This window comes from Flavivirga aquimarina, assembly GCF_030540835.1.
GTDB lineage: Bacteria > Bacteroidota > Bacteroidia > Flavobacteriales > Flavobacteriaceae > Flavivirga > Flavivirga aquimarina.
This window is the reverse complement of record NZ_JAUOEK010000066.1, coordinates 38168-65119: the sequence shown is the minus strand read 5'-3', so window position 1 is coordinate 65119 and position 26952 is coordinate 38168. Positions and strand designations below refer to the sequence as shown.

The window sequence follows — 26952 nt, the reverse complement described above, 5'->3', positions numbered from 1 at the left end:
TTAAACTTTGTTACGCTTCTTAAATATATTGAGCTAAAATAACTCGAATTTCCGTAATTTTGAGGCTTATTTAGTTGAAAAAATCAGAAATATGTCTGAAGAAAAAAAGCCACTCAATTTTATTGAGCAAATTATAGAAGAAGATTTATCTAATGGCATGTCGAAAAACGACTTGCGTTTTAGATTCCCTCCAGAGCCAAACGGTTATTTACATATTGGCCATACAAAAGCTATTGGGATTAGTTTTGGTTTAGGAGAAAAATATAACGCTCCAGTTAACCTTCGTTTCGATGATACAAATCCGGCAAAAGAAGAGCAAGAATATGTAGATGCTATTAAAGAGGATGTGGCTTGGTTAGGTTATAAATGGGATAAAGAATTATTTTCTTCAGATTACTTTCAACAACTTTACGATTGGGCTATTCTTTTAATTAAAGCAGGTAAGGCTTATGTAGATTCGCAATCTAGTGAAGCTATGGCAGAACAAAAGGGTACACCTACACAACCAGGAGTTGATGGCCCTTTTAGAAATAGGAGCGTTGCCGAAAATTTAGATCTATTTGAACGCATGAAAAATGGTGAATTCGAAGAAGGTTCACATATACTTCGTGCCAAAATAGACATGCAGCACCCTAATATGCTCATGCGAGATCCTATTATGTATCGTATTTTAAAAAGACACCATCATAGAACAGGAAACGATTGGTGTATTTATCCTATGTACGATTGGACGCATGGAGAAAGTGACTATTTAGAACAGGTATCACATTCGTTATGTTCTTTAGAGTTTAAGCCACATAGAGAGCTTTACGATTGGTTTTTAGATCAAGTTATAAACCCTGACCTTATAAGGCCTAAGCAACGTGAATTTGCACGTTTAAACTTAAGCTATACCATTATGAGTAAGCGTAAATTGCTTCAATTAGTCGATAGTGGTATTGTAAACGGATGGGACGACCCTCGTATGCCAACAATTTCGGGACTTCGTCGTCGTGGTTATACACCAAACGCTCTTAGAAAATTTGTAGAGACAGCAGGGGTTGCGAAACGAGATAATGTTATAGATGTATCCCTTTTAGAGTTTTGCATTCGTGAAGATTTAAATAAAGCAGCTCCGCGAGTAATGGCTGTTTTAGATCCTTTAAAACTAGTTATTACAAATTACCCCGAAGATAAAGAAGCATGGTTAGAAGCTGAAAACAATCAAGAGGATGCAAGTGCCGGATTTAGAAAAGTGCCTTTTTCTCGTGAATTGTATATTGAAAAAAGTGATTTTAAAGAAGAAGCTGGAAATAAGTTTTTTAGATTGAAATTGGGTGGTGAGGTACGTCTTAAAAACGCCTATATCATTAAAGCCGAAAGTGTTAAAAAAGATGCTAACGGCAATATTTTAGAAATTCACTGTACCTATTCCGAAGACACTTCTAAAAAAGTAAAAGGAACATTGCATTGGGTATCTATTAAACATGCCATAAAAGTAGAAGTTAGAGAATACGATCGTTTGTTTATGGATGAAGCACCAGATAGCCATCAAGACAAAGATTTTATGGATTTTATAAATCCGAATTCCTTAAAAACTATTGAAGCATACGTTGAGCCAAGTTTAAAAGAAGCTAAAATAGGAGACAGATTTCAGTTTCAGCGTTTGGGTTATTTTAATGTAGATAATGATACCACTTCGGAAAGACTGATATTTAATAAAACGGTTGGGTTACGTGATTCATGGGCTAAACAAAAACCTGCTCAAAATAACCCGAATCAAAAACAACAAAATAATAAACCACAACAAAAGCGAAAAGCCATTGATGTTATTCAGCAACTTGGAAAAAAATACACCAATTTACCAGAAATAAAGCAGCAAAAAGTAAAAGCTGAGATTCAGGAACTCGCTAAAAGTGTGACTTACGAAGAGTTGGAACCTTTGTTTAACACTGCTGCCAAAAAAGTAGGAACCAGAATTGCTGTAGCGATGACTTTGGGTGTTTTATTAAATAACGGATTAGAACGCAATGAGAATATTAATATATTTATTGAAAAAGCGTCCTCAGATAGTAATGAACTCCTTATAAATGAAGTAAAGTATTGAATAAAAGTATTATAGAAAAAAGTAGATTTAATTGGATAGATCAAGCAAAGGGATTGGGCATCTTTTTAGTAATATATGCTCATAACTTTCCTTATTTAGAATCCTATATCTATAGTTTTCATATGCCTTTGTTTTTTTTTATTTCTGGAATGTTTCATCCTAAAGAAACTAATTCAAAAACTATTATCCATCGTGCTAAGAGTCTTTTAATACCCTACTTTTTTTGGGCCTTTTTATTATATCTGTTTTGGTTTTTTTTAGGAAGACATTATGGCAATAGTACTACTTTCAATTTAGATCCTATAAAAAGTTTTATAGGTATTTTTTATGCACAGGGAGGTATACAATTTATGGACTGGGGGATTCCTCTGTGGTTTTTACCTGGTATATTTTTAACATTCCTCTTATACTCATTTTTAAAAGTTATAAAAATAAAAACTATTAGGTATTTGGTCTTAATTACTTTAATTTCATTAGGCTTTTTATACCCTCGTTATTTCGACTTTAAATTGCCCTGGAGTATTGATGTAGCATGCGTTTCATTAGTTTTTTATATGTCTGGTAATGTTCTTAAAGAACAACTTGTCAAGCTGAACTCCAATAAACTTTTAATCGTAATGCTTTTTGCTTTAATTTTAAGCCTCACCATAGGCTTTGTAAACCCTAAAATAGATATGTACAGAGCTATTTATGGAAACGAACTATTATTTATTATCAATGGCCTAACAGGGACTTTATTTGTTTTATTGTTCTTCAAAAAATTCAGAATTCTTAATTTTTTTGCGTTTTTAGGTAAAAATACCATTGTTTTATTAGTAATGCATTTCAGAGCATTAACCTTCATCAAAGCCATACTTATGGTTATAGGAATACAAGTATTTGTTTTTAGTGAACCCATTAAATTTTTTATTTCTATTTTTCAGGTTTTACTCATTTTACCTCTTATTTTTTTAATAAATAAATACGCCCCAATATTTAATGGAAAGATTAAAAAATAATATTGTGTTATTTTATCAATCAAACAAAAAACAGATTGTTTTTTATTTAATTTTAAACCTTGTTTTTGTTTTTTTTATAACGCTCTCTTCTTATGTTCATATTCCACTTTCAGGGGTTAAAGATCGTTTAATGTACTTAATACATATTATCCTCTTACAATTTTCAATTTCAGGATATATTTATTTAGTAACGTTTAATAAGTGGTTATTTCGGTTTGTTTTTATTCCAATTTTCTTCATCCTATCTTTGTTTTCCTATTGGGTTTATACACAGGATATTTCAGTCACAAATGCATTAATTCAAATAGTTTTAGAAACCAAGTCTACAATCGCTATAGATTTAATTTCAATACCATTTGTTATATTTATAATGATAACACTTTCTTTAATTATTCTTATAAATAGGTTTTACAATAAACTATTTCCATTTAAATTTAATATTCCTTTTTTAATAATTACAATAATCTCTATTTATAGCTTTACTTTAGTTGAAAGTAAAAGAGTAAATACATTAAAAAGTAGATTACCTTACAGTGTGTTTTTTGGCTTAAAAGATTATTTAAAAAAAGAAAAATATACTTTTAATGACATAAAAGATGGAGCACGCAGCAATATAGATAGCCTAAAAATTGTTTTAGTACTTGGAGAGACCGTAAGAGCAGATCATCTTCAGTTAAATGGTTACAATAGAGAAACGACACCCTTTTTAAGTAAAAGAAAGAATATTGTAAGTTTTAATAATATATATACTCCACACACATATACTGCTTCTAGTCTACCAACAATGATAACTAGTGCTAGTGTTTATGACAAATCATTGGATAGTATAACATCTGTTTTCGATGTTTTTAATAAGTGTAATTATCAAACCGTTTGGTTTGGTAATCAGGAGTTGGAAAGAAGCTATGCCAGTATTGTAAAAACTAATAAGAAAGTGGTTTTGGTTGATAGTTTAAGATCTTACTTAAGCTTTAAAAAAGCTTTTGATGAAGAACTTTTAAAGCCTTTTCGCTCCAGTTTTTCAAATGGAAAAAACAAAAGCTTATTCACTTTACACATGATGGGAAGTCATTGGTGGTATGAAAACAGATACAAAGATGCTCAAAGAAAGTTTAAGCCAGTAATCGATTCAAAACATATTCCTTCTTTAAGTAAAGAGCAAATGATCAACTCATACGACAATACGATTGTATATCTAGATTATTTTTTAGAAAAGCTTATCAAAACGATAGAACAACAAGACTACCCAACCGTTTTAATTTATATTTCCGATCATGGAGAAGCTTTAGGTGAAGATGGGAAGTGGTTACATGGGCAAAATAAGCGAGCATGTATGAACCCTGCAATGGTTTTATGGTTTTCTAATCGGTTTATTAAAAACTACCCGCTAAAGGTTGAAGCTATTCGCAAAAATAAGTATTCGCACTTCACAACAGATATTCTTTATCACAGTCTTTTGGATCTATTGGAAGTGAAAAAAGTAGATTATCAACTTAAGGAAAGTGTTTTTCAAAACCCATTAAATAAAAGTATCGATACAATTTATTAAAAAGCATGGACTAAAATTACAATAGTGCTTGTTTTTGATATTTTATTAGAAAATTGGTAAGTGAAAATGAGCTGTTAGTAACTGAGGCTGAGACCATTTAAAATAGGTTATAAAGTTTATAAATCCCTAAAAAATTAATATTGATGTTATAATTTTGTATATATTTATATTCTAACTATAACTAAATATATAATGGAAATTAATTTTTTAGCAATTGTTGCTGCGGCAGTTTCTGCCCTTTTATTTGGGTTTATTTGGTATAACCCAAAAGTGTTTGGAACAGCTTGGATGAAAGCTGCTGACATGTCTGAAGACAAAATGAAAGGAGCTAACATGGCAAAGATTTTTATCATGGCTTTTATTTTTGCAATTCTATTAGCAATGTCTTTGTTACCTACTACAATTCACCAAATGGGAGCTTCTAGCCTTACTCAAGGAGAGTTGGGTATTCTACCTTCTTACGATGCTTTTATGGCAGACTATGGTAATGAATTTAGAACGTTCAAACACGGTGCATTCCATGGGGTAATCGCAGGTATATTTGTTGCTCTTCCAATTTTAGGAACTAATGCTTTATTTGAACGTAAAAGCGCAAAATATATTTTTATAAATAGTGGTTATTGGATCGTAACTTTAGGAGTTATGGGAGCCATTATTTGTGGTTGGAAATAATCATTTTGTAATTTTTTAACATTTTTAAAGACTGAAAATTGTAATTTTTGGTCTTTTTTATTGCTATTGAATATAACTTCTCACATTTATCATTCTGCTAACAACCTTCCTAAAGGTTGGGATGCTTTTGTAAAACATGATATCTTTTTACATGTAAATTATTTAAAAGCATTAGAAGAAGCGTCTCCTAATAACATTCAGCTTTTTTATATTGGTGTTTTTAGTGACGATCTTTTAGTTGGTGTTGCCATCGTTCAACGTGTACAGTTGTACTTAAAAGATATGTTCAGGAAAACACAAGTATCTTGCATAAAAGAGTTGTTTCAAGAAATTGTTTCAAAAATATTAAAAGGAAATATTTTAGTTATCGGTAATTTAACGCAGACAGGGCAACATGGTGTGTATTTTAATAAGGAACACATTTCTCAATTTACATATTTAGAATGTGTTTTTAATGCCATAGGAGACATTAAAAAAGAAATAAAAGAAACACAAAAAAAGAAAATTCGTGCCATTATGTTTAAGGATTATTTTCTTGATGATACCATTCATAAGGAAAAATCTTTTTTCAGTTCACATAAATTATATAAAGTTTTAGTACAGCCCAATATGATTATGAAAATACAGCCAACGTGGGAAGTATTTGATGATTATACTGCCTATATGACTAAAAAATACCGAACGCGTTATAGACGAGCAAAGAAGAAATTAGGATCTATAGAGTGCCATGAATTAGACTTAGAAACGATTAAAAATGACTCTAACAAATTATACCATCTTTATTTGAATGTTTCTAACAATGCTAAGTTTAATACATTTTTGTTACCAGAAAATCACTTTTATAGCCTGAAGTTTTATTTAAAAGAAAACTTTAAAGTTTTTGGATATTATCTAAATGATAAACTTGTTGGCTTCTTTACTTTAATAGTTAACAATGAAAATTTAGAAACTTATTTTTTAGGTTATGATGCAGAACATCAATATTCAAATCAATTGTATTTAAACATGTTATACGATATGGTTAAATACGGCATTAACAATACCTTTTCTTCTATTGTTTATGCAAGAACAGCTATGGAAATTAAAAGCTCTGTGGGTGCTAAACCGGAAGCTATGGCAGTATATATGAAACACACAAATAGCTTTGTTAATCGTATTTTAAAATCGATTTTTGGTTTAATGAATCCCAAAAAAGACTGGGAAGAACGCCACCCTTTCAAATAATAAAAAATATAGATTAGTTAAGTATTTAAACCTTCTTTCGACTTACTTATTAAATATACTTTTATGAAAAAATGGTTTTTTATTTTATTCGTTTTTCCGCTTAGTAGCTTATCTCAAAATATGACTAATGAAACACTTCATAATATTTACTCATCTGTTAGCGATTCTATTCAGGGAAATAACGGAGCCTGGCAATTTTATATTAAAGACATTCCATTAATGTCCATTACAGATGCCAATCATAATAGAATGCGAATCATTTCGCCCATATCAGATTCCAATAACTTAAGTAACGAATTAATTAAAGCTGCTTTGGTTGCCAATTTTCATACTGCTTTAGATGTTAAATATGCCGTTTCAGATGGTATTTTATGGTCAGTATTTATTCACCCATTAAAAGAATTATCACAAGAACAGGTAAAAGACGCCGTAAGTCAGGTATATTATGCAAACGTAAATTTTGGAACTTCATTTGCGAGTACCTCTTTAACATTTCCGGGTCGTTTAAGTACTGATACACCCGAAAAAGAGGAAAAAGAAAAGCCTAAGTTTAAAAAGTTATAGATTGGAAAAAAGGTCTATAAGTCTAAATACAATGACATTGTGAGACTTTGCAAAAGTCGTGACAATCTGTTCAATTTTAAATTCAATTCGAAAGATTATTACGAAGTCTCGACCCCGATAACTCGGGGTTGAGACTCCTCATAATGACAAATATTAGACTTTATAATAACCGAAGTTAATTTTATTCATTCTTATCCTTTTTAGCTTTCTTCATTGCTTCACCAATCTGGTTACTGGCTGCAAAACTTGCTACCATATCATTTAGCATATTACTTCCGGCCTGAGGTGCATTTGGCAGTAAAATTAAATTACTATTGGTCTCCTCTCCTAAAGATTGTAATGTATCATAATGTTGTGTTACAACAATAAGTGCCGATGCTTCTTGACTGTTTATACCAACTCTATTTAATACTTCAACAGACTCTTCTAAACCACGAGCAATTTCTCTTCTTTGATCTGCAATACCCTGACCTTGTAAACGCTTACTTTCTGCTTCTGCTTTTGCCTTTTCAACAATTAAAATACGCTGTGCATCACCCTCAAACTGTGCTGCAATTTTTTCACGTTCGGAAGCATTAATTCTGTTCATTGCTTCTTTTACCTGTCCATCAGGATCGATATCTGTTACCAGTGTTTTTATAATATCGTAACCATATTCCATCATGGCTTCGTTAAGTTCAGATTTAACAGCAATCGCAATATCATCTTTACGCAAAAACACATCATCAAGAATCATTTTTGGTACTTCGGCACGAACCACATCAAATACATAAGATGTAATTTGGTCATGTGGGTAATCCAGTTTATAAAACGCATCGTAAACTTTCTCTTTAATCACTTTATATTGAACAGACACTTTTAAACGTACAAATACATCATCTTTAGTTTTTGTTTCAACAATAACATCTAATTGTTGAATTTTTAAACTTAAGCGACCAGAAATGCGATCTATTAAAGGAATTTTAAATCGTAAACCAGATTGAGCAATTGTTTGAAATTTGCCAAAGCGTTCTATAATTGCCGCTGTTTGCTGTTTCACGGTAAAAACCATTGAGATTATAAATAATAATCCAAAAACAATAATAGGAATGTAATAGAAGTTCATAATAATTTTATTAAAATAGTTAGAAAATAACGAATTACTAATTTAAGCTATATTTGCACACCTAAGCCTAAAATAGCATGAAAAAACAACTTACTTTATTAGTAGTCATAATGACCTGTTTTGTTACAACTGGTTATGCACAAAAAGGAAATTATAGAATATCTAATGGCATTGGCATTAACGCAGCCATTACAAATTTTAATATAACTACCAACAATTTTATTACTTCTCAAGGCAATGGGTTTATGGGAGGATTTAGTACAATGGTTGATATTCCGCACAGATTTTATAATGTAAGTTTTGGTATGCAGATATCACAAAACAATATTGATATTTCTGCCAGGCCTTCTATGTTAAGCAATAGTGATCCTAATGCATTTATTGAATACAAAATGTTAGCAGCTCAAGTAGCCTTATTAGGACATATAAAATTGATTAAAAACTATGTTACCATTGATCTAGGCCCTATGTTGCAGTATAATGGAACATTGGAATTAAAAGACAAATCGCAAGCAAACTATTATATAAATAACTACAGTAATTTATTGGCTAGTGATATTAGCAACATCTCTCAATTCAACATTAACGGTACTATTGGTGCTTCTGCAGGGTATAAATTTATTAGACTAAAAGCGCAATATATTTATGGTTTTACCAATATATTAAGGAAATTAAATTCTCAAGATGTTGATAGTTCTGGAGGAAATTCAAGCTTTAAAGGAAACCAAAATATGTTGGTTTTTGGGGTTTTATTTCTACTTTAGCTTGGCAAATTAAAAGGGTATTTTATGAAAAGAAGAACATTTATTGAAACCTCTATAAAAGGGTCTGCAATTATAGCTACAACTGGTTTATGGTCATGTGTTTCTAATAGTCAACCTCCAAAAACAGCTTTTATAGATCGGATTTTACCTGCACCAGTTGGTGGTGGTTTTCGTGACGATGCTTATTGGATCTGGGGGTCGTCTGTAATTAAAGGAGAGGATGGTAAATACCATATGTTTGCTTCCAGATGGTCTAAAGATGTTGGTTTTGGTAATTGGGTTACAAATTCAGAAGTCGTTCGTGCGGTGGCAGATACTCCTGTTGGTCCATACAAATTTCAAGAAGTAGTACTTCCAGTTAGAGGGAAAGAGTTTTTTGATGGCATGTGCACACATAACCCTAGAATTATAAAATATAAAGACAAGTATTTATTATATCATTTTGGAACGACTTACGATTTTCCAATGCCAACAAAAGACAACCCAAAGGTTTCTGGTGAAAATTGGGATCAAGCTTGGTTGAACAAACGTGTAGGTTTAGCAATAAGTGATTCTGTTTTCGGTCCGTGGGAACGTGTCGATAAACCTGTAATAGAACCTAGACCTGGGCATTGGGATGCGTCAATTACATCCAATCCAGCTCCTGCTGTAGACCCTAAAACAGGAAAAATACTATTGATGTACAAATCTTCTGTTGATAGAAAGCCACCATTATTATTAGGTGTTGCTATGGCTTCTGGTCCTAGAGGAGAGTATAAAAGGCTAAGTGAAGAGCCCGTATTTCGTTTTGAAACCGAAGATAATAATAGAATAGATGTAGAAGATCCATACATTTGGTGGGCAGGTGACCGTTATGAAGCGGTTATAAAAGATCGGTCTGGAGAAATATGTGGAGAAGAAGGTGGAGGCATCCACGTTTGGTCTAAAGATGGTGTAAAATGGCATTTATTTGAACAGGTAAAAGCCTACAGCCGTCATATTTTATGGGACGATGGCACTAAATCATTTCAAAACCATTTTGAACGTCCTTTTGTTTTAATTGAAGACGGTAAACCAACCCATTTATTTGCTGCGGTTGGTAGCGGTCCTAAGGCCTGGAAATTTGAGAATACCTGGAATATGGTAATTCCTTTGAAACATTAATACGAAACTTTCCATAAAAGAGTACATTAAATAAATTCATAGTTTCAGTTAAATTGATAGGTTTTTTATATAAATACACAACAAATTATATGATTTAGTTTTATTGATAAATAAATTATTGTGTAATTGTTATTTATATGTAAATTTATGCAGTAAAAATTCAATAAAAATGATTAATAAAAAAGTCGCTAATGTTCAAGATGCTCTAAAAGGTGTATCAGATAACATGACACTTATGCTTGGAGGTTTTGGGCTTAGTGGTATTCCTGAAAATGCTATTTCAGAATTAATAAATATAGGAGCTAAAGGGCTAACATGTATCTCTAATAATGCCGGAGTTGACGATTTTGGATTGGGTTTACTACTTCAAAAAAAACAGATAAAAAAAATGGTGTCTTCTTATGTAGGAGAGAATGATGAATTTGAACGTCAGATGCTTTCAGGTGAGTTAGATGTAGAGCTTATCCCTCAAGGTACATTAGCAGAACGTTGTCGAGCAGCTCAAGCTGGTTTCCCTGCTGTTTACACACCTGCAGGTTATGGAACCGAAGTAGCAGAAGGTAAAGAAACCCGAGATTTTGATGGTAAGATGTATGTCTTAGAACATGCTTTTAAAGCCGATTTTGCATTTATAAAAGCTTGGAAAGGTGATACTGCAGGCAACTTAATTTTTAAAGGTACTTCCAGAAATTTCAACCCTAATATGTGTGGTGCGGCAAAAATAACAGTGGCTGAGGTTGAAGAATTAGTGCCTTTAGGAACTTTAGATCCTAACCAAATTCATATTCCCGGAATTTTTGTGCAACGTGTTTTTCAGGGAGCCCATTATGAAAAACGTATTGAACAGCGAACTGTAAGACCGAAAAGTTAAAGTGCTTGTCATTCCTGTGTGTCACACTGAGCTTAGTCGAAGTGAAGGCAGGAATTCACTTTTACAAATATTAAGTTTCAATTAAAAATTTTCGTATTCACGGGAATAACAAAAGAGGAAAAACATAATATTTCCGTCTTCGCGGAAATGAAAGAAGTATAATATATGTTAGACAAAACAGGAATAGCAAAGCGAATAGCAAAAGAAGTAAAAGATGGATATTATGTAAACCTAGGGATAGGGATACCAACTCTGGTGGCAAATTATGTGAGAAATGATATCGAAGTAGAGTTTCAAAGTGAAAATGGTGTCTTAGGTATGGGCCCGTTTCCGTTTGAAGGTGAAGAAGATGCCGATCTTATAAATGCAGGAAAGCAAACTATAACGACCTTACCGGGAGCCAGTTTTTTTGATTCGGCCATGAGCTTCTCTATGATACGCGGAAAACATGTAGATTTAACCATTTTAGGAGCTATGGAAGTTGCAGAAAATGGCGATATAGCAAATTGGAAAATCCCTGGTAAAATGGTAAAAGGCATGGGGGGAGCTATGGATTTAGTTGCCAGTGCAGAAAATATTATAGTTGCCATGATGCATACAAATAAAAAGGGGGAGTCTAAACTTTTAAAGCAATGCGTATTACCATTAACTGGTGTGGGTTGCGTAAAAAAGATAGTCACTAATATGGCAGTGCTAGAGGTAACAGATAAAGGTTTTAAACTTTTAGAGCGTGCTCCGGGAGTGTCTATTGAAGACATTAAGAAAGCAACCGAAGGAACTTTAATTATTGAAGGAGATATTCCTGAGATGGTATTGTAACTAATGCAGTCTGCTAAATAGTTTTATAATTCCAATAACAAAATTCTATAATCCAACTGTTTTCGAATAGTTGGATTTTGCTTTTTTATATGCCATATTAAGACCTCTCTATGGTTATAATAGACAAACGTCTCGATAGCTATTTGGACTCTTTAAGTAACTTTTAATTTTATATTGCAACCATAAGATGGTTTAATCGATGAAAAATGTTAAATAAAAATGTATTTCATCGATTTTTTGTGTTTTTAAACGACTATATTGAAAATAAATGTGATATTAGCTGTCCCCAAAAAAACCAAAATAAAAAAATATAGATTTCCCCAAATCTACCATAAATTAGAAACTTATGAAATTTGCAACAAATCTACCTGAACAACCTACATTAAATGAGAGTAAATTTAAAGAAACTCTTAAAGAGAACTTACGTTTTTTTAAAAGCCTACTATACTTAACAAAAAAAATATTTATGCTATAATCCTTTCGGGATAGCTTCAATTAATTTTTTAGTATACTCTTTTTTTGGTGCATTGTAAATAACATCTGCATCATCCAATTCTTCTATTTTACCTTTATTCATTACTAGTAATTGATCAGACATATATTTTACCACAGCTAAGTCGTGTGAAATAAAAATATAGGTAAATCCGAAGGTTTCTTTAAGTTCGTTTAAAAGGTTTAAAACTTGTGCCTGAACCGATATATCTAAAGCAGAAACAGATTCGTCGCATACTATTAGTTTAGGTTGCAATGCTATCGTTCTTGCAATTCCAATACGTTGTCTTTGTCCACCAGAAAACTCGTGAGGATAGCGATCAAAATAGTCTTGATATAAGCCAACACGATTTAAAATATCTATAGCTTTTTCCTTTCGTTCTTCATCCGAACTAAAAAGGTTATGAATTAACATAGGTTCCATGATGGCTTCTCCAACAGGGATTCTAGGGTTTAAAGATGAGTAAGGGTCTTGAAAAATAATTTGAATGTCTTTTCTAAGCTTTTTAATGCTAGAACCAGATAGTTTTGTAATATCAATTCCTTTATATAAAATGAGTCCAGCCGTTGCTTTATCTAGTTGAAGAATGGCATTTCCTAATGTCGATTTACCACAACCAGATTCCCCTACCAATCCCAATGTTTCTCCTTCATATAGCTTAAAGCTAACATTATTTACTGCCTTAAAAGACTGTGGTTTAGTAAACCAACCCGATTTAGTAATATATTCTTTTTCAACATTTATAACTTCTAGTAGAGGTGCTTTTTTGTATAGTTTTTCGTGTTGAATTTTACGCTGTTCTGTTGTTATAACCTCATTTGAGGTTGTACTATTTAAATAATCGTCTATAGTTGGCAATACTTTTAATCGCGTGTCTAACGAAGGGCGTGAATTAATAAGTGCCTTTGTATAAGCATGGTTAGGTGTTTTAAAAATGGTTGAAACATCTCCTTGTTCAACAATATTACCTTGGTACATTACCAGAACCCTATCGGCTATTTCAGAAATTAAAGCCAAATCATGTGTAATGAAAATAACACTCATTTTGGTTTCTGTCTGCAAGGTTTTTAGTAGTTTAATAATCTCTTTTTGAACCGTAACATCGAGTGCTGTGGTAGGTTCGTCTGCAATTAAAATATCAGGCTTACAAGCAATTGCCATGGCAATCATAACACGTTGTTTCTGGCCTCCAGAAATCTCATGCGGATATGCATTAAATACTCTTTTGGCGTCCGGAAGTTTTACTTTTTCAAATAATAAAACCGTTTCTTCTTTTGTGGCTTGTTTAGAAAGCTTAGTATGTTGTAATAAAATTTCCTGAACCTGTTTTCCACAGGTCATAGATGGGTTTAAAGAACTCATAGGTTCTTGAAAGATCATGGCAATTTTTTTTCCACGAATATTTTGAAACACTTTTGAAGAAAGCAGGGTTAAATCTTCATTATTATAATAAATACTTCCTGAAGTAATTTTTGAAATGTTTTTTGGTAATAAACCCAAAATAGCCAAAGATGATACAGATTTTCCCGAACCGGATTCTCCCACGATACCTAATATTTCATTTTTATTTAGATGGTATGAGATATTATGAATCACTTCGTTTTCTCCAAATGAAATGGAAAGGTCTTTAATATTTAAAATAGTGTTTTCTGTCATTTATATATGCATAATTTCATCCTCAGTTAAAAGCTCATCACCTCGCAATCTTAAAAATATCTGAGCCACAGCTATGGTATCTTTTTCACAATAAATAATAATTCTGTCGATATCATTATCTTCATAATAAACGCGATATACTTCGCTACCATCAATATCATCTTTTGGAGATGGAACCCCTAAAACATTCGTTAATAATTTTAATGATGTATAGGCTTTATAGTCTCCAAATTTCCATAACTCTAAAGTATCCAAATGAGGTACTTCCCAAGGTTTTTTTCCAAAAAGGTTTAGTTTGTAAGGTAACTCTATATTATTGATTATCATGCGACGTGCTATGTAAGGGAAGTCAAATTCTTTACCATTATGAGCACAAAGAAGGTGTTTTGTTTCACTAAAATGGGATATCAACAGGTTTTTAAAATCTTTTAAAATTTTAGTCTCATCTCCATAAAATGATGTTACTCTAAAGGTACGTACATCATTTAAAATATTAAAATAGCCAACCGAGATACAGATTATTTTTCCAAACTCTGCCCAAATACCTGCACGATCATAAAATGCTTCAGCGGTAAAATCATCTTTTCGCTGGTATTGAGATTTGTGTTCCCAAAGTACTTGTTTGCTTTCATCTAATTCAGAAAAATGTTGTGTTTCAGGAACCGTTTCAATGTCTAGAAATAAAATGTTTTCTAAATTTAATTTTGATATCATTAACTAAGACTTTCTTGTTAGTGCTAAACATTGTTTTCCAAAAATAGCCGCTATACCTGCAGCTAAACCTCCAATGACTCCTGAGAGTAATATTAAAAGGTATGGATTCCCATTTAAAGGAAGTAAAGTAGCTATTTTATTGGCCAATATAAAATCGTTTGTATTACTTAACCAAAAGGAATATACCATCCAAAAAAGGGCAATAGCTAAAAAAGGAATAAGGAATACGGAAAACCCTTTTAGACGAAAAAACAAACTTGACACAAAAGCAGCTGCCATAACAGACCACCAAGGCATAAATTGAGATAATATAAGTGCTATAATAATGGTTGCTATAAAATTGATACTATTTTTTTTCATTGTTTTGATGTTAAAGTTTGAGTAGCAATAATACCTTCTGTTTTATTCTGGTTTTGCATAAACAATACATTAAAATATTCTCCAGCTGCCCATTGATCTATAAAATTGTCGTAGTATTTACTTCCCGGATTTCCAGATTGACCGCCAGGGTAGATCCCTATAGCTTTTGGAGGGGAACTCATTTCCACAATCATGCGCCATGAAGGTCCCCAGTTTTTACCTGCTGCATTTACAGTATTTTTATCACCTCCTATAGGTAAATCAAACCTTGAAAAGGCTGGTAATGCTTGTAATAAATGTCCAACATAAGTGCCTTTATAGGCTTGCCAATTATAATCACCATGTTTTGCTTTCCAGTTTATTAATTTTTCTGCTGCATTTTTAAATGTGATTAAAAACAAATCGTTAGCCGTTTCTTTTTCGGGCGTATTTAATATATCCATAAAGGCATCATTTGGATGGTTTTTCAACATATAAATAGTTTGATATACATAAGGATAATCCATAGCTAAATTAGGGCCTTTAAATTCATCCCAAACGATTTGATATAGGTCTGTCCACCATGCATCCCAAATGCTAGGTGCCATTTTATCAATTTCGCTATAAAAATCCCATGACTTGATGATATTCAATACGTCTAACTCTTCTTTAGAAAGAGATGATATATCCATATGTTCAAACATATAGGGTAATAACTCAGATGCCTTAAGATTAAAGTTATTGTTTTGAAGGCTTTTAAAATCTTCAATCGTAAATGTTTCTTTCGACCTAAAGAAATTATTAATAACACGATTTCTATAGGTATCATATCCGTCATTAAATACATAAAACGGATAAGACGCATCGGTTGGGTATTGGTTAGATGAACTAATAAAACCGCGTTCTGGATTTTTTGTATGCGCATTAAATTCTTTTGGAATAAAACTTTGCCAATCATGTTTTGGGTTACTACCGTCCATTAAAAATTTCCCTTGACCTTTCCATTTATTCGGAAACTTCCCTTGGACCCATAATGCAATATCGCCACCAGTTGAAGCAAAAGCAAAATTTTGAGCTGGTGCTACATGATTCGAAATGGCATTTAGATAATCTTCATAATTTTTTCCATTGTTGAGTTTAAAGAATAGACGTGTAAAATTATGACCTATATGCCCTGCCCATTTCATGGCATAACCTTTTTTTTCATCATTGGCTTTAAATGTATGGTCGTAACTAACGGGACCATGATGTGTATAAATTACTGAATCTATGTAGGTTTTTTGTCCTTTTATTTTAATTTCTTCAAGCCTTACATGCGTATTTTTCCATGCCCCATCATATTTATATTGGGTTCGGTTTTTATCTTTAAATTCGATTTTATACCAATCTTTAACATCTCTGGTAGCATTAGTAACCCCCCAAGAAATATCATTATTAAATCCAATAATAATCCCTAATGCTCCTGGAAGTGTGGCTCCAAATGTATTTTGATTTGGAGAAGATAACTGCATTACGAACCAAATGGAAGGTAAATTGAGTCCAAGGTGGGGGTCGTTGGCTAAAATTGGGTTACCTGAATAGGATTTACTCCCTGATACAGCCCAATTATTACTTCCATTATGAGGGTTGGGTTTTACCATAGTTTCAGAAATGGAGTCTAAAGGCAATTCACTTTGAGGGGTTTCCGTAATTTCTTTATCAATAAAACTCCAATCTGTTTCTTTTGGAATTACAGGTTCGTCAAAATCAAAAAAATCTGGAAATAGTAAATCAAAACGGTCTTTGCCAAATTTGCGTAGCACATTTGTATACTCCAAATCGGTATCACCACCACATAGCATATCTGTCATATACATCAATAAATACATCGTTTTATTAATAGTCCAAGCTTCTGGTTTATAATCTAGAAGTTTATATTCAACAGGATAATCTTTAGGATTGAGTTGGTTTATGTAGGCATTAATACCATCTTTATAAGCTTCCAAATATGCCATAGATTCTTTATCTGCCTTAATAATCTCCAAGCTGTTTTCTGCTCCGAAAACCATGCCTTTTCTACGTTGGCCCCTATCATAGTTTAATGCTTTTTCACCTATTATTTCAGATAGTCGTCCGGCAGCAGCAAGGGTTTGAAATTCCATTTGCCATAAACGATGTTTTGCTGTTATATAACCTTGTGCTTTGTATAAATCTGTATTATTTTGAGCAAAGATGTGAGGGATAAGTTCTTTATCATAATGTACTGTAACATTATCCGAAAGACCTTCTATTTTATGGGTTCCAACAATAGATTCATCTTTTTCATTTTGCCAAATACCTCCAGAGGGGTCTAAAAACTTCCCTATGGGAGGGATTGCTCCCAGCTTTGTGTTAAAAGCATAAAAGATCACTATAGTAGCTATAAATGATACTATGAACTTTAAATATTTCATGTGATTATATATATAATTTTTAAATGTCACCTGTAGCATCCATACTATCATTGTTTTTAGGAATGACATTTTTAGTCATGGATGTTTCATGTTAAAAATAAAGATAAGAAAATTCGGTGCGAATAAAAACAACACTATTTTTGATTTGCTCTCAACTTCTGTTTTTCTTTATAAAAAGTTTTGGTTGCTACATAAATGGTTTTGGTTACCTCAGCAAAAACAATATTTTCTTTGTTTGTTATGTTAGATGTTTTTATCAAATTTAATTCACCATTTTTAGCTACTTGATTTTTAATATTTTCTATTTCTTCAAATGAAAACGAAAACACTGCATAAACATGTTCTTTAGCAGGGCGTTTATATTTTATAGTAGCCTCTTTATCCCAAACAATATAATTATCACCCAAAATATTCATAAGTTGAATCATATAAATAGGATCTGTAGCTGAAAACAAACTTCCTCCAAAGATTGATCCGACATAATTTTGGTTTCTGAAACTTAATGGAATTTTAATCTTAACATACATTAAATCCTCTGAAACTTCAATGATTTTTCCGGTAGATCTCCTGTACATAGGCGACCAATTAAATCCATATTTATAAATTTGAGCGTCTGTTAAAAAGACTTTAAATATTTTGGACAGCGTTTTGTACATGTTTAAAAAAGTGATTGTTGCTTATAGGGGCTTTCGTGTTGTAACAACCACTGTTTTCTATGTAGGCCTCCGGCATAGCCTGTTAGACTACCATCGGTTCCAATTACTCTATGGCATGGTACAACAATCCAAAGCGGGTTTTTACCATTGGCATTGGCTACTGCCCGAATGGCTTTTACATCTCCCAATTGTTTTGATAATTCTAAATATGAAAGTGTTTTATTATAAGGGATTTGTTCAAGCTGTTTCCAAACTTTTTTTTGAAATTCGGTGCCCTGCGGATTTAACTTAAGATCGAATTGTTTGCGTGAGCCTTCAAAATATTCGTTAAGTTGAATAACACAATCTTCTAATTCTATAGGAATAATATCTGTTGGGGTTTCCTTAGAGTTTAAAACAGTTATAGAGGCGACACCATCGATATCGCCAGTAATCTTGGTGTAACCTAAAGGCGAATTAATGATACAACTTTCCATGGAGATAATTTTATGATGACTAAATTACGAAATCAATCTTATAATCATCTATGTTAAAAGATTTTGAAATTAAGTTTTTTATACTAATTTAATGGTATAAAACGTGAAATGTTTAAAAACAAAGAAAAACGAATTTTTATACATATAAGTATATTTTTTTTAATATATACAGGATGTTATTCTCAAGTCTTACAAGACAGTCTTAATATAGTAAGATCTCATGCATCGTATGCAGAGAAAGTGTATTTACAATTAGACAAAACTCTATACACCTCAAACGAAACCATTTGGTTTAAAGCTATAGTTACAAGTGCCTCAAACCATATTCCAACAGATTTAAGTGGCGTATTGTATGTAGAGTTAATCGATCCGTATAAAAAAATTATTGACAAGCGTTTGCTAAAGCTTAACAATGGATTAGCGGAGGGTTCCTTCAGTCTTCAAAATTATAAATCAGGACAATATTTAATTAGAGCTTATACAAATTGGAATAGGAATTTTGATCAAGATTTTACATTCAATCAATATATTCAAATCCATACATTACAAGAAAAAGAAAGCCCTATAAAAACGGTTACATTAACTAAAACAGATGGCGAAGCGTCTAAACTTTCGGCACAATTAAATCCGCGATTATTAGATAATAAATACAGAGGGAAGTTAAAAGTCTATTTAACTTTAGATGGGAAAGAAGATTCGTTAGAAGTAAAAAAAGATAAAACAGGGTACTATAATTTGGATTATTCAATTCCTAAAGAAACTAAACTAACCACATTACAATTAAACTTAGACCGTTTTAAAACTTTTTCTAAAACCATCGCATTAAATAAAGATGATTTAGATATACAATTTTTCCCCGAAGGTGGGGAGTTAGTAAGTGGTTTAAAAAGTGTTGTAGGTTTTAAAGCTATAGATTATGCAGGTAAAGGAAAAGAAGTTACAGGGAACATTATTGATGAAGCTGGGCAGATAATTTCCACCTTTAAGAGCAATCTCTTAGGTATGGGAAAAGTACAATTTACACCTCAACTTAACAAACAATATTATGGAACTATAATAGGTAATCAAGGGACTGTTCTTAAATATCCTTTTCCTAAAGTTTCTTCCGTTGGTATGGTATTAAATGTTATTGAAGACGCTTCTAATATCAATGTTTTAGTAACTTCTAAAGGCTCTTTTGAAGGAGAATCAATCTCTATACGAGCACGACACAGAGGTATAACAGATTATTATTCCAATATTAAAACCAAAGGCAATACCGTTTATAAACAATTTGAAAAAGCCCTATTTCCAGAAGGTATTATAGAATTTACCATTTTTAATAGTAATCAATTGCCTGTATGCGAACGCTTATTTTTTAATAGGAACAAAGAACAACAACTAAATATTTTGGCTAAACCCAACCGAAGTATTTATGGACAACGTGACAAAATTAAGCTTGATATTGAAATAAAAGATTTTAATGACGAACCCGTAAATGCTAATTCATCAGTTCTGGTTATAAACAAAGAACAATTGGGAGATTTACAAGAATTGCGTCAAAATATACGGTCTTACTTTTTATTATCTTCTGAAATAAAAGGTGACATTGAAGATGCAGGACACTATTTTAGAGATGAAAGCAACCCTGAAGACCTAGATGTTTTGATGCTTACACAGGGGTGGCGAAAGTATCTCTATAAAAGCCCAAAAGGAGCCTTTGTGAATCAACCAGAAAAAGCACTTACTGTAAGTGGAAGAATAGGCGAAGTAATAAACGCTAAAAAACCATCAAAGCAATATGTAGAGCTAACCATGATGACTTTTGGTGATGCCGCTAAAGGTTTTTATACGCAACAAGTAGATAGTACAGGTATATTTAATTTTAGTATAGCTGACACCTATGAAGATAATTTAGAAATTGTCATTCAATCGAAAAACAAAAAAGGGAAGAATAAAGATTATACTATCAATTTAGATAAGAAAAGCACTCCTAAAGTTCATTACAATCCTAAAAAAAAGATAGAAGTTGTTGATACGATAATTGACACCTACATACAAAAAGCCATAGAAAATGAAAAAGTTGTAGAAGCTTTTAGGTTATCAGAAGGCACCATAGAGTTAGACGAGGTTTTATTGGATGGTTATAAATTAACTCCAGAACGTGAAAAAATAATGGAGCTACATGGCCCACCAGATGTAGTAATTGAAAATAAAGAATTAGTTAGCAAAATAAAAAAGTGGTCGTATGGTTTGTATAGTATTCTTCTTTTTAATTATCCAGAAGAGTTATCTGTACAAAGAACTGGCTCAGGTGGAGGGTTTTTATATGCAAATGTTCATGGTGCAGATTTTACGTTTGTTCTTATAGATGGTATACTTGTTAATCTTGATCAGTACCCATTACTTGAAAGTTTACCGACTGAAGAAATTAAAAGTTTAGAGATTCTTGAAAGCCCTAAAAATTGGTCAAAATATTTTTATGAACTTTTTCCGCCTCCAGCTTCACCTGGTATATCTTCTTTTTCAATTATTAGTATTTACACCTATGCAGGCAAAGGATTATTCAGTGTACAAAGAACCCCAGGTATGTCTAAAAAAACTATTCCTGTATTTTCTACACCTCGAGAATTTTATGCCCCAAAACATGAAAATTTAACAACTCAAGATTGGAAAATACCAGATTTAAGACCTCTGATTTATTGGAATGCTAATTTGCAAACCAATGCAGAAGGCCAAGCTATGGCTGAGTTCTATAATGCTGATAATACAGGCGATATGTTAGTTGTTATTGAAGCTATTACAGAAGATGGGAAAATAGGCTATCATGAAATGACTTATACTGTTGAAGGAAAGCTTGAAAAGTAGAGAAACAGAACTAAATTTCGAAATGAAAAATACTCTGTTTTAATCGGTGTTTTTATCTTTAAGAATACCCAACTTCTTTGCTCTGGATTCCCAGTTTTTTCTAGCTTGTACTTGTAAGTCTGAAACATTATCACTTTCGTCCATAATTTCTAAACCAAGTAATGTTTCTATAACATCTTCCATGGTTACCAAACCACTTACGGTACCATATTCATCAACAACTAAAGCCATATGATTTCTGGTTTCAACAAGATGTTCAAACAACTTTGGTATGGGCATATCACGATTTACAATAATAATATCGCGTTTTAGTTCCGATAGCTTTTTGTCACTATTATCAAGCCCCATTTCTTTAAAAACATCGTCTTTTAAAACAAGTCCTTTAATATTATCTTCGGTATCAGTGTAAACCGGAATTCTAGAAAAGCGAAGGTTGAGGTTTTTATTAAAAAAGTCTTCTACGGTAGTAGATTCGCTTTCTATTTTCATAACGGTACGTGGCGTCATGATATCCTTAGCCTTTACGTCTTTAAAAGTAAGTAGGTTTTTAATGACCTTACTTTCAGATTCTTTAAAAACACCTTCTTCATGTGCGATTTCTGCCATGGCATGAAAATCTTCTCTGCTTAAAACACTACCATGTGCTTTGCCTCCTATTAATTTTGTAGTTAGCTGTAATAGCCATAAAATACCTGTCCATTTTAAAGGAAATATTAAAAGTATTAAAGCTTTTGATGTAAAATTAGCTAAGCCTTTCCAATAGGTTGCTCCAATAGTTTTTGGAATAATTTCTGAAGCAATTAAAATTAATAACGTCATAATAGCTGAAATGATTCCAACGGTATTAATTCCAGCAAACTCTAATTTATAGGGTAGTGGTAGTTTTTCGGCTTGAATACCAACCATCATTGCTCCTAACGTATGCGCAATGGTATTTAAAGTAAGTATCGCAATTAGGGGTTTGTCGACATCTTTTTTTAAACGTTCTAAAATAAAGGCGTATTCCTTTCCTTCTTGTTTTTTAACATTGATGAATGTTGGTGTAACAGTTAATAAAACAGCTTCAAGAATAGAGCACAAAAAAGAAAAAAAAATAGAAATTGTTGCCCAAAAAATTAATGCACTCATTAAAAATTGATTTATAGCTAAAATAGTTAAAATTATTTTGTAACTTACGTAAGTAAATACCTCTAGCCGTTATAGTTTTTTTCCTTCTTTTAAATTTATATAATTTAAACAGTAAATTATGACAACTAAAAAACCATCCTATATATTCGTAAAAGTTATTTGTGAAAAAAAAGACTGTAATGAAACATATAGTGTTCTTATCTCTTCAGAATTTACTGTTGTTAACAGACCCGTTGGAGGGATAGAAGATTTATCAAAACAAAAAGAGGTTACTAAAACAAACATAATTGATGACTCTATAGACATTAAATGTAGTTGCGGACATAGCCAAAAAGTAGATTTAAAAAGAATAACATAATCCCTTTTAGTTTACCAAAGGCTAGGAAAGAGTTGCTCGTACATTTATTAATCTTCCTTTCTTTTTATTTACGAAATTAATTTCACAACATCCTTGGAAAAGTAACTGGCTATAATGTCAGCCCCAGCACGTTTAATGGCAGTAATTTGTTCCATCATTACTGCGTCGTGTTCCAACCACCCTTTTTCGGCAGCGGCTTTTAACATCGCATATTCACCAGAAACTTGATATACAGCAACAGGAACATCAACTTCATTTTTAATTTCTCTTACTATATCTAAATAGCATAGCCCAGGTTTTACCATAACTATATCTGCGCCTTCATCTATATCCATTTCGGTTTCTCTAATGGCTTCAAAGCGATTAGCATAATCCATTTGATACGTTTTTTTATCTTTTGGAATATCTATTAAATCTACAGGAGCAGAGTCTAATGCATCACGAAAAGGGCCGTAAAATGCAGAGGCGTACTTTGCTGAATAACTCATAATGCCTGTATTTATAAAACCTTCGTCTTCTAAAGCCTCACGAATAGCTAAAATGCGACCATCCATCATATCGCTAGGTGCAACGAAATTAGCACCGGCTTGGGCATGAGAGATACTCATTTCACTTAAAACATTAGCCGTTTCATCATTTAAAACCTGTCCGTTTTCAATAATACCATCATGTCCGTAAGCAGAATAAGGATCTAGTGCAACATCTGTCATAACTAACATATCGGGGCATGCATTTTTTACGGTTTTAATAGCCCGTTGCATGAGTCCGTTAGAATTTAAAGCTTCTGTGCCTTTATTGTCTTTTAAATTATCGGGTACTTTTACAAAAAGTAAAACCGATTTTAAACCGAGTTTCCAAAGTTCTTTTACTTCGCCTTCAAGTAAATCTAAGCTATAACGAAAGTAATTTGGCATGGATGGAATTTCATCTTTTACACCTTTACCTTCCACTACGAAAAGTGGTACTAAAAAATCGTTTGGAGATATAATGGTTTCGCGAACTAAAGAGCGAATGGCTTCATTAGTTCTTAGTCTTCTATTTCTTCTAAGTGGGAACATCTGAATTTATGTTTTTTATAGACCTGCCAGGTTTTTAAAACCTGGCAGGCCTTTTGATTATTTTAAACCCAATCTATGGGGTCTTTTAAAATTTTTATTAGTTTTTCTTCTTCACTTTTAGCTTCAGGATGATGGTCATACACCCACTGCACGTGTGGCGGTAAACTCATTAAAATGCTTTCTATACGTCCATTGGTTTTTAGTCCAAAAAGAGTGCCTTTATCATGTACTAAATTAAATTCTACATAGCGTCCGCGACGAATTTCCTGCCAATTACGCTGTGCTTTAGTATATTCTATATCTTTTCGTTTTTCAACAATTGGAGTGTAAGCGTCTAAAAAACTATCTCCAACTTCAGTTACAAAGTTATACCAATTTTCCATGCTCATGGTTTCTGAAGCTTTACAATAGTCGAAAAACAAACCACCAATACCTCTAGCTTCATTCCGGTGGGAATTGTAAAAATACGTATCGCAACGTGCTTTGTAGTTTTTATAAAATTCTGGATTATGATTGTCGCAAGCTGTTTTACAGGTTTGATGAAAGTGTTTAGCATCTTCTTCAAACAAATAGTAGGGGGTTAAATCTTGTCCGCCACCAAACCAACTGTCTATAATGTTACCTTGTTTATCATACATTTCAAAATAACGCCAATTAGCATGAACGGTTGGTACCATCGGGTTTTTAGGGTGTAAAACCAAACTTAATCCGCAGGCAAAAAAATCGACATCACCAACTTTAAAATAAGCTTGCATTGATTTTGGAAGTTTACCATGTACTCCAGAAATATTAACGCCTCCTTTTTCAAAAACATTCCCGTTTTCGATAACTCTGGTGCGGCCACCTCCACCTTCTGGGCGTTCCCATATATCTTGTTGGAATTTTGCTTTACCATCGATGGTCTCTAATTTGGACGTGATGGTGTCTTGTAAATCTTGTATGTATTGATAGAATTTGTCTTTCATGATGGATTTAGAGTCTAAACCTACAAGGTTCTTAAAACCTTGCAGGTTGGTGTGAGTTTCATGTCCTGCAAAGTTTTGAGAACCTTGTAGGTTGGTGTGAGTTTCTTGTCCTGCAAAGTTTTGAGAACCTTGTAGGTCTGAATTATGAGAGTAATTAAAATTATTTATATCGTCAAATAAGCTTAAAACATACTTTTTATTAGGAGAAATAAGTGTTCTCTCCTTGTTAAAATAACTATTATATGAGGAAAATTTGTAGGCTTTAAAACTTTTTGCCACTTTATGGTTTTCAGGGTTTTTATGAATGTACAAGATTAAATTCTTTAGATAATCTTCGTCTGCTATTTTTTTTCTTTTGTAATGTTTTTCAAATAAGCTTCCTGTTCTATTTTGCTGTTTATTGAACGCTTTTGCATAGGCATTAAATAAGTTGGAAAAGGCTTGGGTTACTTTAGTCTCGTCTTCAACTATTTTAACTATAAGATGAAAATGGTTGTTCATCAGGCAATAGGCAATAATATCTGCTTTTTGGGTTAAATATTTCTCAATCAATTTTAAAAAATAGCTCATATTATCTTCAGTCTTGAAGATAATACCACTATTAATTCCTCTGTTGAAGATATGATAATAATGGTCTTTTTCTATTTTTTCTTGTTTCATATTGATATTGTAATACTTTCTCTGTTTTCTAAGACCTGCCAGGTTTTAAAAACCTGGCAGGTCTTCTATGTATGTAGTATTGTTTAAGTTTCTATTTCTTTATACAATTCATATAATTCCATCTGTAAGAAGTTTTCTCCTAGAGGAGCATATTCATTTTTAAGTGTTTTAATCCATGTAAAATTACAGTTTTCGGCAACTGTTACACTGGCTATATTATCTTTATAAACAATAATTTGAAGGGTTTCTAAGCCTAAATGAATAAATGCATATTCGGATAAGGTATTAATTGCTTTAGTCATGATCCTTTTACCTTCAAAAGGATACCCAATGCAATAAGCAAACTCGCCTTGTTTTTTATCCCAGTCAAGTTCTTTTATGTAAACTAATCCAACTAATTCACCAGATTCGTCTTCTTTAATGGTAAACAGGAATACTTCTTTTAAAGCAAACTGTTTTACTTTTTTTTCTACAAAGAATTTTGATAAATCGGGTGTTAAATTTTGTTCTAATGTTTTAGGGAAATAACGTTTTATATGGTCTTCATTAGCAGCGACAAAATCACATAAACTCCAGGCATCTTTTAATTGAATGGGGTTTATATTATAACCTTTAAAACTAAGCATTTTGCAGGTTGTTTTTTAATTGCAATGCCTCTACTGTTTTAGTTGTAGCTGCTGTTACCGATAGGGGTAATACTAATATAACACCTATAACAGGTACTAATAAAAACAAAATAAACATAATACCATTACCAATGGCTAAACCACGATGTTTTTTAACAAACAACGTGCTTTCCTTATATTTAAAATGACGCTCTAGTGTATAATCCATATTACCAAACCCGGCATAATAAGCCTGAACTAAAAAGAGTAGTATGGTTGAAAATATATTAACAACGGGTATAAACTTTAACAGTAGTATTGGAATGGTTAAAACTAATTCCATAAGTAAGTTTCTTCCATTAATTCGTATGCCTCGCCAAAGTTGTTGTAGAAATGTTGTATTTCTGTGATTATGTTGTGATTTCCCTGTTAAATGGGCTTCTATTTTTTCGGATACGGGGCTCATAAATGGTGCAGATAGTGCCATTATGATGTGCTTGAAAAGGATTAATCCGATAACAATAATAACCAGCCCACCAATAACAGTACTAATTGTTGTAAAAGCATCTTTACCCCAATCCCAAATCCAGATCTTTGAAATAAATGTACCAACATTATCAGATAACCCATAAGCTGAGGCAAAAACAGCAATAGCGGTTATAAAACTTATAAGCATAGGAATTGCAAAATATTTCCAGAGTTTTAGTTTAGAGATTAAACTAAAAGCGCCAAAATATGCTTTGATTCCTAATATTATGTTTTTAATCATA

24 protein-coding genes and 1 pseudogene are annotated in these 26952 nt (G+C 32.3%); 12 read left to right on the top strand and 13 right to left on the bottom strand.

Annotated elements, in window-relative coordinates; all coding sequences use genetic code 11:
• The first annotated feature begins 91 nt into the window (after positions 1-91).
• The 6 genes from Q4Q35_RS05095 to Q4Q35_RS05070 all read left to right on the top strand — a co-directional run bounded on the left by Q4Q35_RS05095 (position 92) and on the right by Q4Q35_RS05070 (position 7093).
• On the top strand, positions 92-2086 hold the full coding sequence (locus Q4Q35_RS05095) for a glutamine--tRNA ligase/YqeY domain fusion protein (protein ID WP_303276862.1): 1995 nt from the start codon (positions 92-94) through the stop codon (positions 2084-2086).
• Positions 2083-3084 (top strand): acyltransferase family protein, encoded by a 1002-nt coding sequence (locus Q4Q35_RS05090; RefSeq protein ID WP_303276861.1) that lies wholly within the window; start codon positions 2083-2085, stop codon positions 3082-3084. The genes Q4Q35_RS05095 and Q4Q35_RS05090 overlap by 4 nt, the downstream gene beginning before the upstream one ends.
• Positions 3085-3214: 130 nt before the next feature.
• Positions 3215-4633 (top strand): phosphoethanolamine transferase, encoded by a 1419-nt coding sequence (locus tag Q4Q35_RS05085; RefSeq protein ID WP_303276860.1) that lies wholly within the window; start codon positions 3215-3217, stop codon positions 4631-4633.
• A gap of 192 nt (positions 4634-4825) precedes the next feature.
• A complete protein-coding gene (locus Q4Q35_RS05080) occupies positions 4826-5305 on the top strand; it encodes a DUF1761 domain-containing protein (protein ID WP_303276859.1) in 480 nt (159 codons plus the stop codon).
• Positions 5306-5371: 66 nt separating this feature from the next.
• Positions 5372-6529 carry a GNAT family protein gene (locus tag Q4Q35_RS05075; protein WP_303276858.1) on the top strand — a complete coding sequence of 386 codons (1158 nt, stop codon included), beginning with the start codon at positions 5372-5374 and terminating at the stop codon, positions 6527-6529.
• 63 nt (positions 6530-6592) lie between these two features.
• Positions 6593-7093, top strand: coding sequence for a hypothetical protein (locus tag Q4Q35_RS05070; protein WP_303276857.1), 501 nt, complete (start codon positions 6593-6595; stop codon positions 7091-7093).
• A 181-nt stretch (positions 7094-7274) separates the two neighbouring features.
• Here Q4Q35_RS05070 and Q4Q35_RS05065 read toward each other — a convergent pair whose 3' ends face one another.
• Complete coding sequence (locus tag Q4Q35_RS05065; protein WP_303276856.1) at positions 7275-8198, bottom strand: SPFH domain-containing protein; 924 nt, start codon at positions 8196-8198, stop codon at positions 7275-7277.
• Between the two features lie 77 nt (positions 8199-8275).
• Here Q4Q35_RS05065 and Q4Q35_RS05060 point away from each other — a divergent pair, with 77 nt between their 5' ends.
• The 4 genes from Q4Q35_RS05060 (at position 8276) to Q4Q35_RS05045 (ending at position 11795) form a co-directional block, all read left to right on the top strand.
• Positions 8276-8962, top strand: coding sequence for a hypothetical protein (locus Q4Q35_RS05060; protein WP_303276855.1), 687 nt, complete (start codon positions 8276-8278; stop codon positions 8960-8962).
• A gap of 24 nt (positions 8963-8986) precedes the next feature.
• The gene (locus tag Q4Q35_RS05055; protein ID WP_303276854.1) at positions 8987-10105 is read left to right on the top strand and encodes a glycoside hydrolase family protein; all 1119 of its coding nucleotides are present in this window, start codon (positions 8987-8989) and stop codon (positions 10103-10105) included.
• A gap of 169 nt (positions 10106-10274) precedes the next feature.
• Complete coding sequence (locus Q4Q35_RS05050) at positions 10275-10976, top strand: CoA transferase subunit A (protein WP_303276853.1); 702 nt, start codon at positions 10275-10277, stop codon at positions 10974-10976.
• 165 nt (positions 10977-11141) lie between these two features.
• Positions 11142-11795, top strand: a complete 654-nt coding sequence (locus Q4Q35_RS05045) for a CoA transferase subunit B (RefSeq protein ID WP_303276852.1) — start codon at positions 11142-11144, stop codon at positions 11793-11795.
• Between the two features lie 469 nt (positions 11796-12264).
• Here the strand turns inward: Q4Q35_RS05045 and Q4Q35_RS05040 are convergent, their stop codons facing one another.
• From Q4Q35_RS05040 to Q4Q35_RS05015, 6 genes are all read right to left on the bottom strand, one after another.
• Entirely contained in the window at positions 12265-13944 is a 1680-nt protein-coding gene (locus Q4Q35_RS05040; RefSeq protein ID WP_303276851.1) for an ABC transporter ATP-binding protein, read from the bottom strand.
• Positions 13945-14658, bottom strand: coding sequence for a 3'-5' exonuclease (locus tag Q4Q35_RS05035; protein ID WP_303276850.1), 714 nt, complete (start codon positions 14656-14658; stop codon positions 13945-13947).
• A gap of 3 nt (positions 14659-14661) precedes the next feature.
• Complete coding sequence (locus Q4Q35_RS05030) at positions 14662-15018, bottom strand: hypothetical protein (protein WP_303276849.1); 357 nt, start codon at positions 15016-15018, stop codon at positions 14662-14664.
• The gene (locus Q4Q35_RS05025; RefSeq protein ID WP_303276848.1) at positions 15015-17429 is read right to left on the bottom strand and encodes a penicillin acylase family protein; all 2415 of its coding nucleotides are present in this window, start codon (positions 17427-17429) and stop codon (positions 15015-15017) included. The genes Q4Q35_RS05030 and Q4Q35_RS05025 overlap by 4 nt, the downstream gene beginning before the upstream one ends.
• 134 nt (positions 17430-17563) lie before the next feature.
• A complete protein-coding gene (locus Q4Q35_RS05020; protein ID WP_303276847.1) occupies positions 17564-18085 on the bottom strand; it encodes a DUF4442 domain-containing protein in 522 nt (173 codons plus the stop codon).
• A gap of 2 nt (positions 18086-18087) precedes the next feature.
• Positions 18088-18561, bottom strand: a complete 474-nt coding sequence (locus Q4Q35_RS05015) for a methylated-DNA--[protein]-cysteine S-methyltransferase (RefSeq protein ID WP_303276846.1) — start codon at positions 18559-18561, stop codon at positions 18088-18090.
• Positions 18562-18669: 108 nt separating this feature from the next.
• Between Q4Q35_RS05015 and Q4Q35_RS05010 the strand changes: the two genes are divergently transcribed.
• Positions 18670-21408 (top strand): hypothetical protein, encoded by a 2739-nt coding sequence (locus Q4Q35_RS05010; protein ID WP_303276845.1) that lies wholly within the window; start codon positions 18670-18672, stop codon positions 21406-21408.
• A gap of 39 nt (positions 21409-21447) precedes the next feature.
• Here Q4Q35_RS05010 and Q4Q35_RS05005 read toward each other — a convergent pair whose 3' ends face one another.
• Positions 21448-22536: a CNNM domain-containing protein gene (locus Q4Q35_RS05005; protein ID WP_303276844.1), complete on the bottom strand. Its 1089-nt coding sequence runs from the start codon at positions 22534-22536 to the stop codon at positions 21448-21450.
• 118 nt (positions 22537-22654) lie between these two features.
• Here Q4Q35_RS05005 and Q4Q35_RS05000 point away from each other — a divergent pair, with 118 nt between their 5' ends.
• On the top strand, positions 22655-22894 hold the full coding sequence (locus Q4Q35_RS05000) for a hypothetical protein (RefSeq protein ID WP_303276843.1): 240 nt from the start codon (positions 22655-22657) through the stop codon (positions 22892-22894).
• A 68-nt stretch (positions 22895-22962) separates the two neighbouring features.
• On the opposite strand, the gene hemB is transcribed toward Q4Q35_RS05000, so the two are convergent.
• The 5 genes and pseudogenes from hemB to Q4Q35_RS04975 all read right to left on the bottom strand — a co-directional run bounded on the left by hemB (position 22963) and on the right by Q4Q35_RS04975 (position 26951).
• Entirely contained in the window at positions 22963-23952 is a 990-nt protein-coding gene (gene hemB, locus Q4Q35_RS04995; protein WP_303276842.1) for a porphobilinogen synthase, read from the bottom strand.
• Between the two features lie 62 nt (positions 23953-24014).
• On the bottom strand, positions 24015-24917 hold the full coding sequence (hemF, locus tag Q4Q35_RS04990; protein WP_303276882.1) for an oxygen-dependent coproporphyrinogen oxidase: 903 nt from the start codon (positions 24915-24917) through the stop codon (positions 24015-24017).
• 306 nt (positions 24918-25223) lie between these two features.
• Positions 25224-25577, bottom strand: a pseudogene (locus Q4Q35_RS04985) (transposase); the annotation flags it as partial.
• Between the two features lie 83 nt (positions 25578-25660).
• On the bottom strand, positions 25661-26203 hold the full coding sequence (locus Q4Q35_RS04980; RefSeq protein ID WP_303276841.1) for a GNAT family N-acetyltransferase: 543 nt from the start codon (positions 26201-26203) through the stop codon (positions 25661-25663).
• Complete coding sequence (locus Q4Q35_RS04975) at positions 26196-26951, bottom strand: EI24 domain-containing protein (protein ID WP_303276840.1); 756 nt, start codon at positions 26949-26951, stop codon at positions 26196-26198. The genes Q4Q35_RS04980 and Q4Q35_RS04975 overlap by 8 nt, the downstream gene beginning before the upstream one ends.
• Position 26952: the final 1 nt, after the last annotated feature.

Coding starts and splice junctions, on each gene's coding strand:
- Q4Q35_RS05095 (WP_303276862.1), top strand. CDS start 92: ATGTCTGAAGAAAAAAAGCCACTCAATTTTATTGAGCAAATTATAGAA.
- Q4Q35_RS05020 (WP_303276847.1), bottom strand. CDS start 18,085: ATGTACAAAACGCTGTCCAAAATATTTAAAGTCTTTTTAACAGACGCT.
- Q4Q35_RS04975 (WP_303276840.1), bottom strand. CDS start 26,951: ATGATTAAAAACATAATATTAGGAATCAAAGCATATTTTGGCGCTTTT.
- Q4Q35_RS04980 (WP_303276841.1), bottom strand. CDS start 26,203: ATGCTTAGTTTTAAAGGTTATAATATAAACCCCATTCAATTAAAAGAT.
- Q4Q35_RS05005 (WP_303276844.1), bottom strand. CDS start 22,536: ATGAGTGCATTAATTTTTTGGGCAACAATTTCTATTTTTTTTTCTTTT.
- Q4Q35_RS05045 (WP_303276852.1), top strand. CDS start 11,142: ATGTTAGACAAAACAGGAATAGCAAAGCGAATAGCAAAAGAAGTAAAA.
- Q4Q35_RS05055 (WP_303276854.1), top strand. CDS start 8,987: ATGAAAAGAAGAACATTTATTGAAACCTCTATAAAAGGGTCTGCAATT.
- Q4Q35_RS05030 (WP_303276849.1), bottom strand. CDS start 15,018: ATGAAAAAAAATAGTATCAATTTTATAGCAACCATTATTATAGCACTT.
- Q4Q35_RS05085 (WP_303276860.1), top strand. CDS start 3,215: ATGTACTTAATACATATTATCCTCTTACAATTTTCAATTTCAGGATAT.
- Q4Q35_RS05060 (WP_303276855.1), top strand. CDS start 8,276: ATGAAAAAACAACTTACTTTATTAGTAGTCATAATGACCTGTTTTGTT.
- Q4Q35_RS05070 (WP_303276857.1), top strand. CDS start 6,593: ATGAAAAAATGGTTTTTTATTTTATTCGTTTTTCCGCTTAGTAGCTTA.
- Q4Q35_RS05010 (WP_303276845.1), top strand. CDS start 18,670: ATGTTTAAAAACAAAGAAAAACGAATTTTTATACATATAAGTATATTT.
- Q4Q35_RS05000 (WP_303276843.1), top strand. CDS start 22,655: ATGACAACTAAAAAACCATCCTATATATTCGTAAAAGTTATTTGTGAA.
- Q4Q35_RS05050 (WP_303276853.1), top strand. CDS start 10,275: ATGATTAATAAAAAAGTCGCTAATGTTCAAGATGCTCTAAAAGGTGTA.
- Q4Q35_RS05035 (WP_303276850.1), bottom strand. CDS start 14,658: ATGATATCAAAATTAAATTTAGAAAACATTTTATTTCTAGACATTGAA.
- Q4Q35_RS05040 (WP_303276851.1), bottom strand. CDS start 13,944: ATGACAGAAAACACTATTTTAAATATTAAAGACCTTTCCATTTCATTT.
- Q4Q35_RS05080 (WP_303276859.1), top strand. CDS start 4,826: ATGGAAATTAATTTTTTAGCAATTGTTGCTGCGGCAGTTTCTGCCCTT.
- Q4Q35_RS05015 (WP_303276846.1), bottom strand. CDS start 18,561: ATGGAAAGTTGTATCATTAATTCGCCTTTAGGTTACACCAAGATTACT.
- Q4Q35_RS05065 (WP_303276856.1), bottom strand. CDS start 8,198: ATGAACTTCTATTACATTCCTATTATTGTTTTTGGATTATTATTTATA.
- Q4Q35_RS05025 (WP_303276848.1), bottom strand. CDS start 17,429: ATGAAATATTTAAAGTTCATAGTATCATTTATAGCTACTATAGTGATC.
- hemF (WP_303276882.1), bottom strand. CDS start 24,917: ATGAAAGACAAATTCTATCAATACATACAAGATTTACAAGACACCATC.
- hemB (WP_303276842.1), bottom strand. CDS start 23,952: ATGTTCCCACTTAGAAGAAATAGAAGACTAAGAACTAATGAAGCCATT.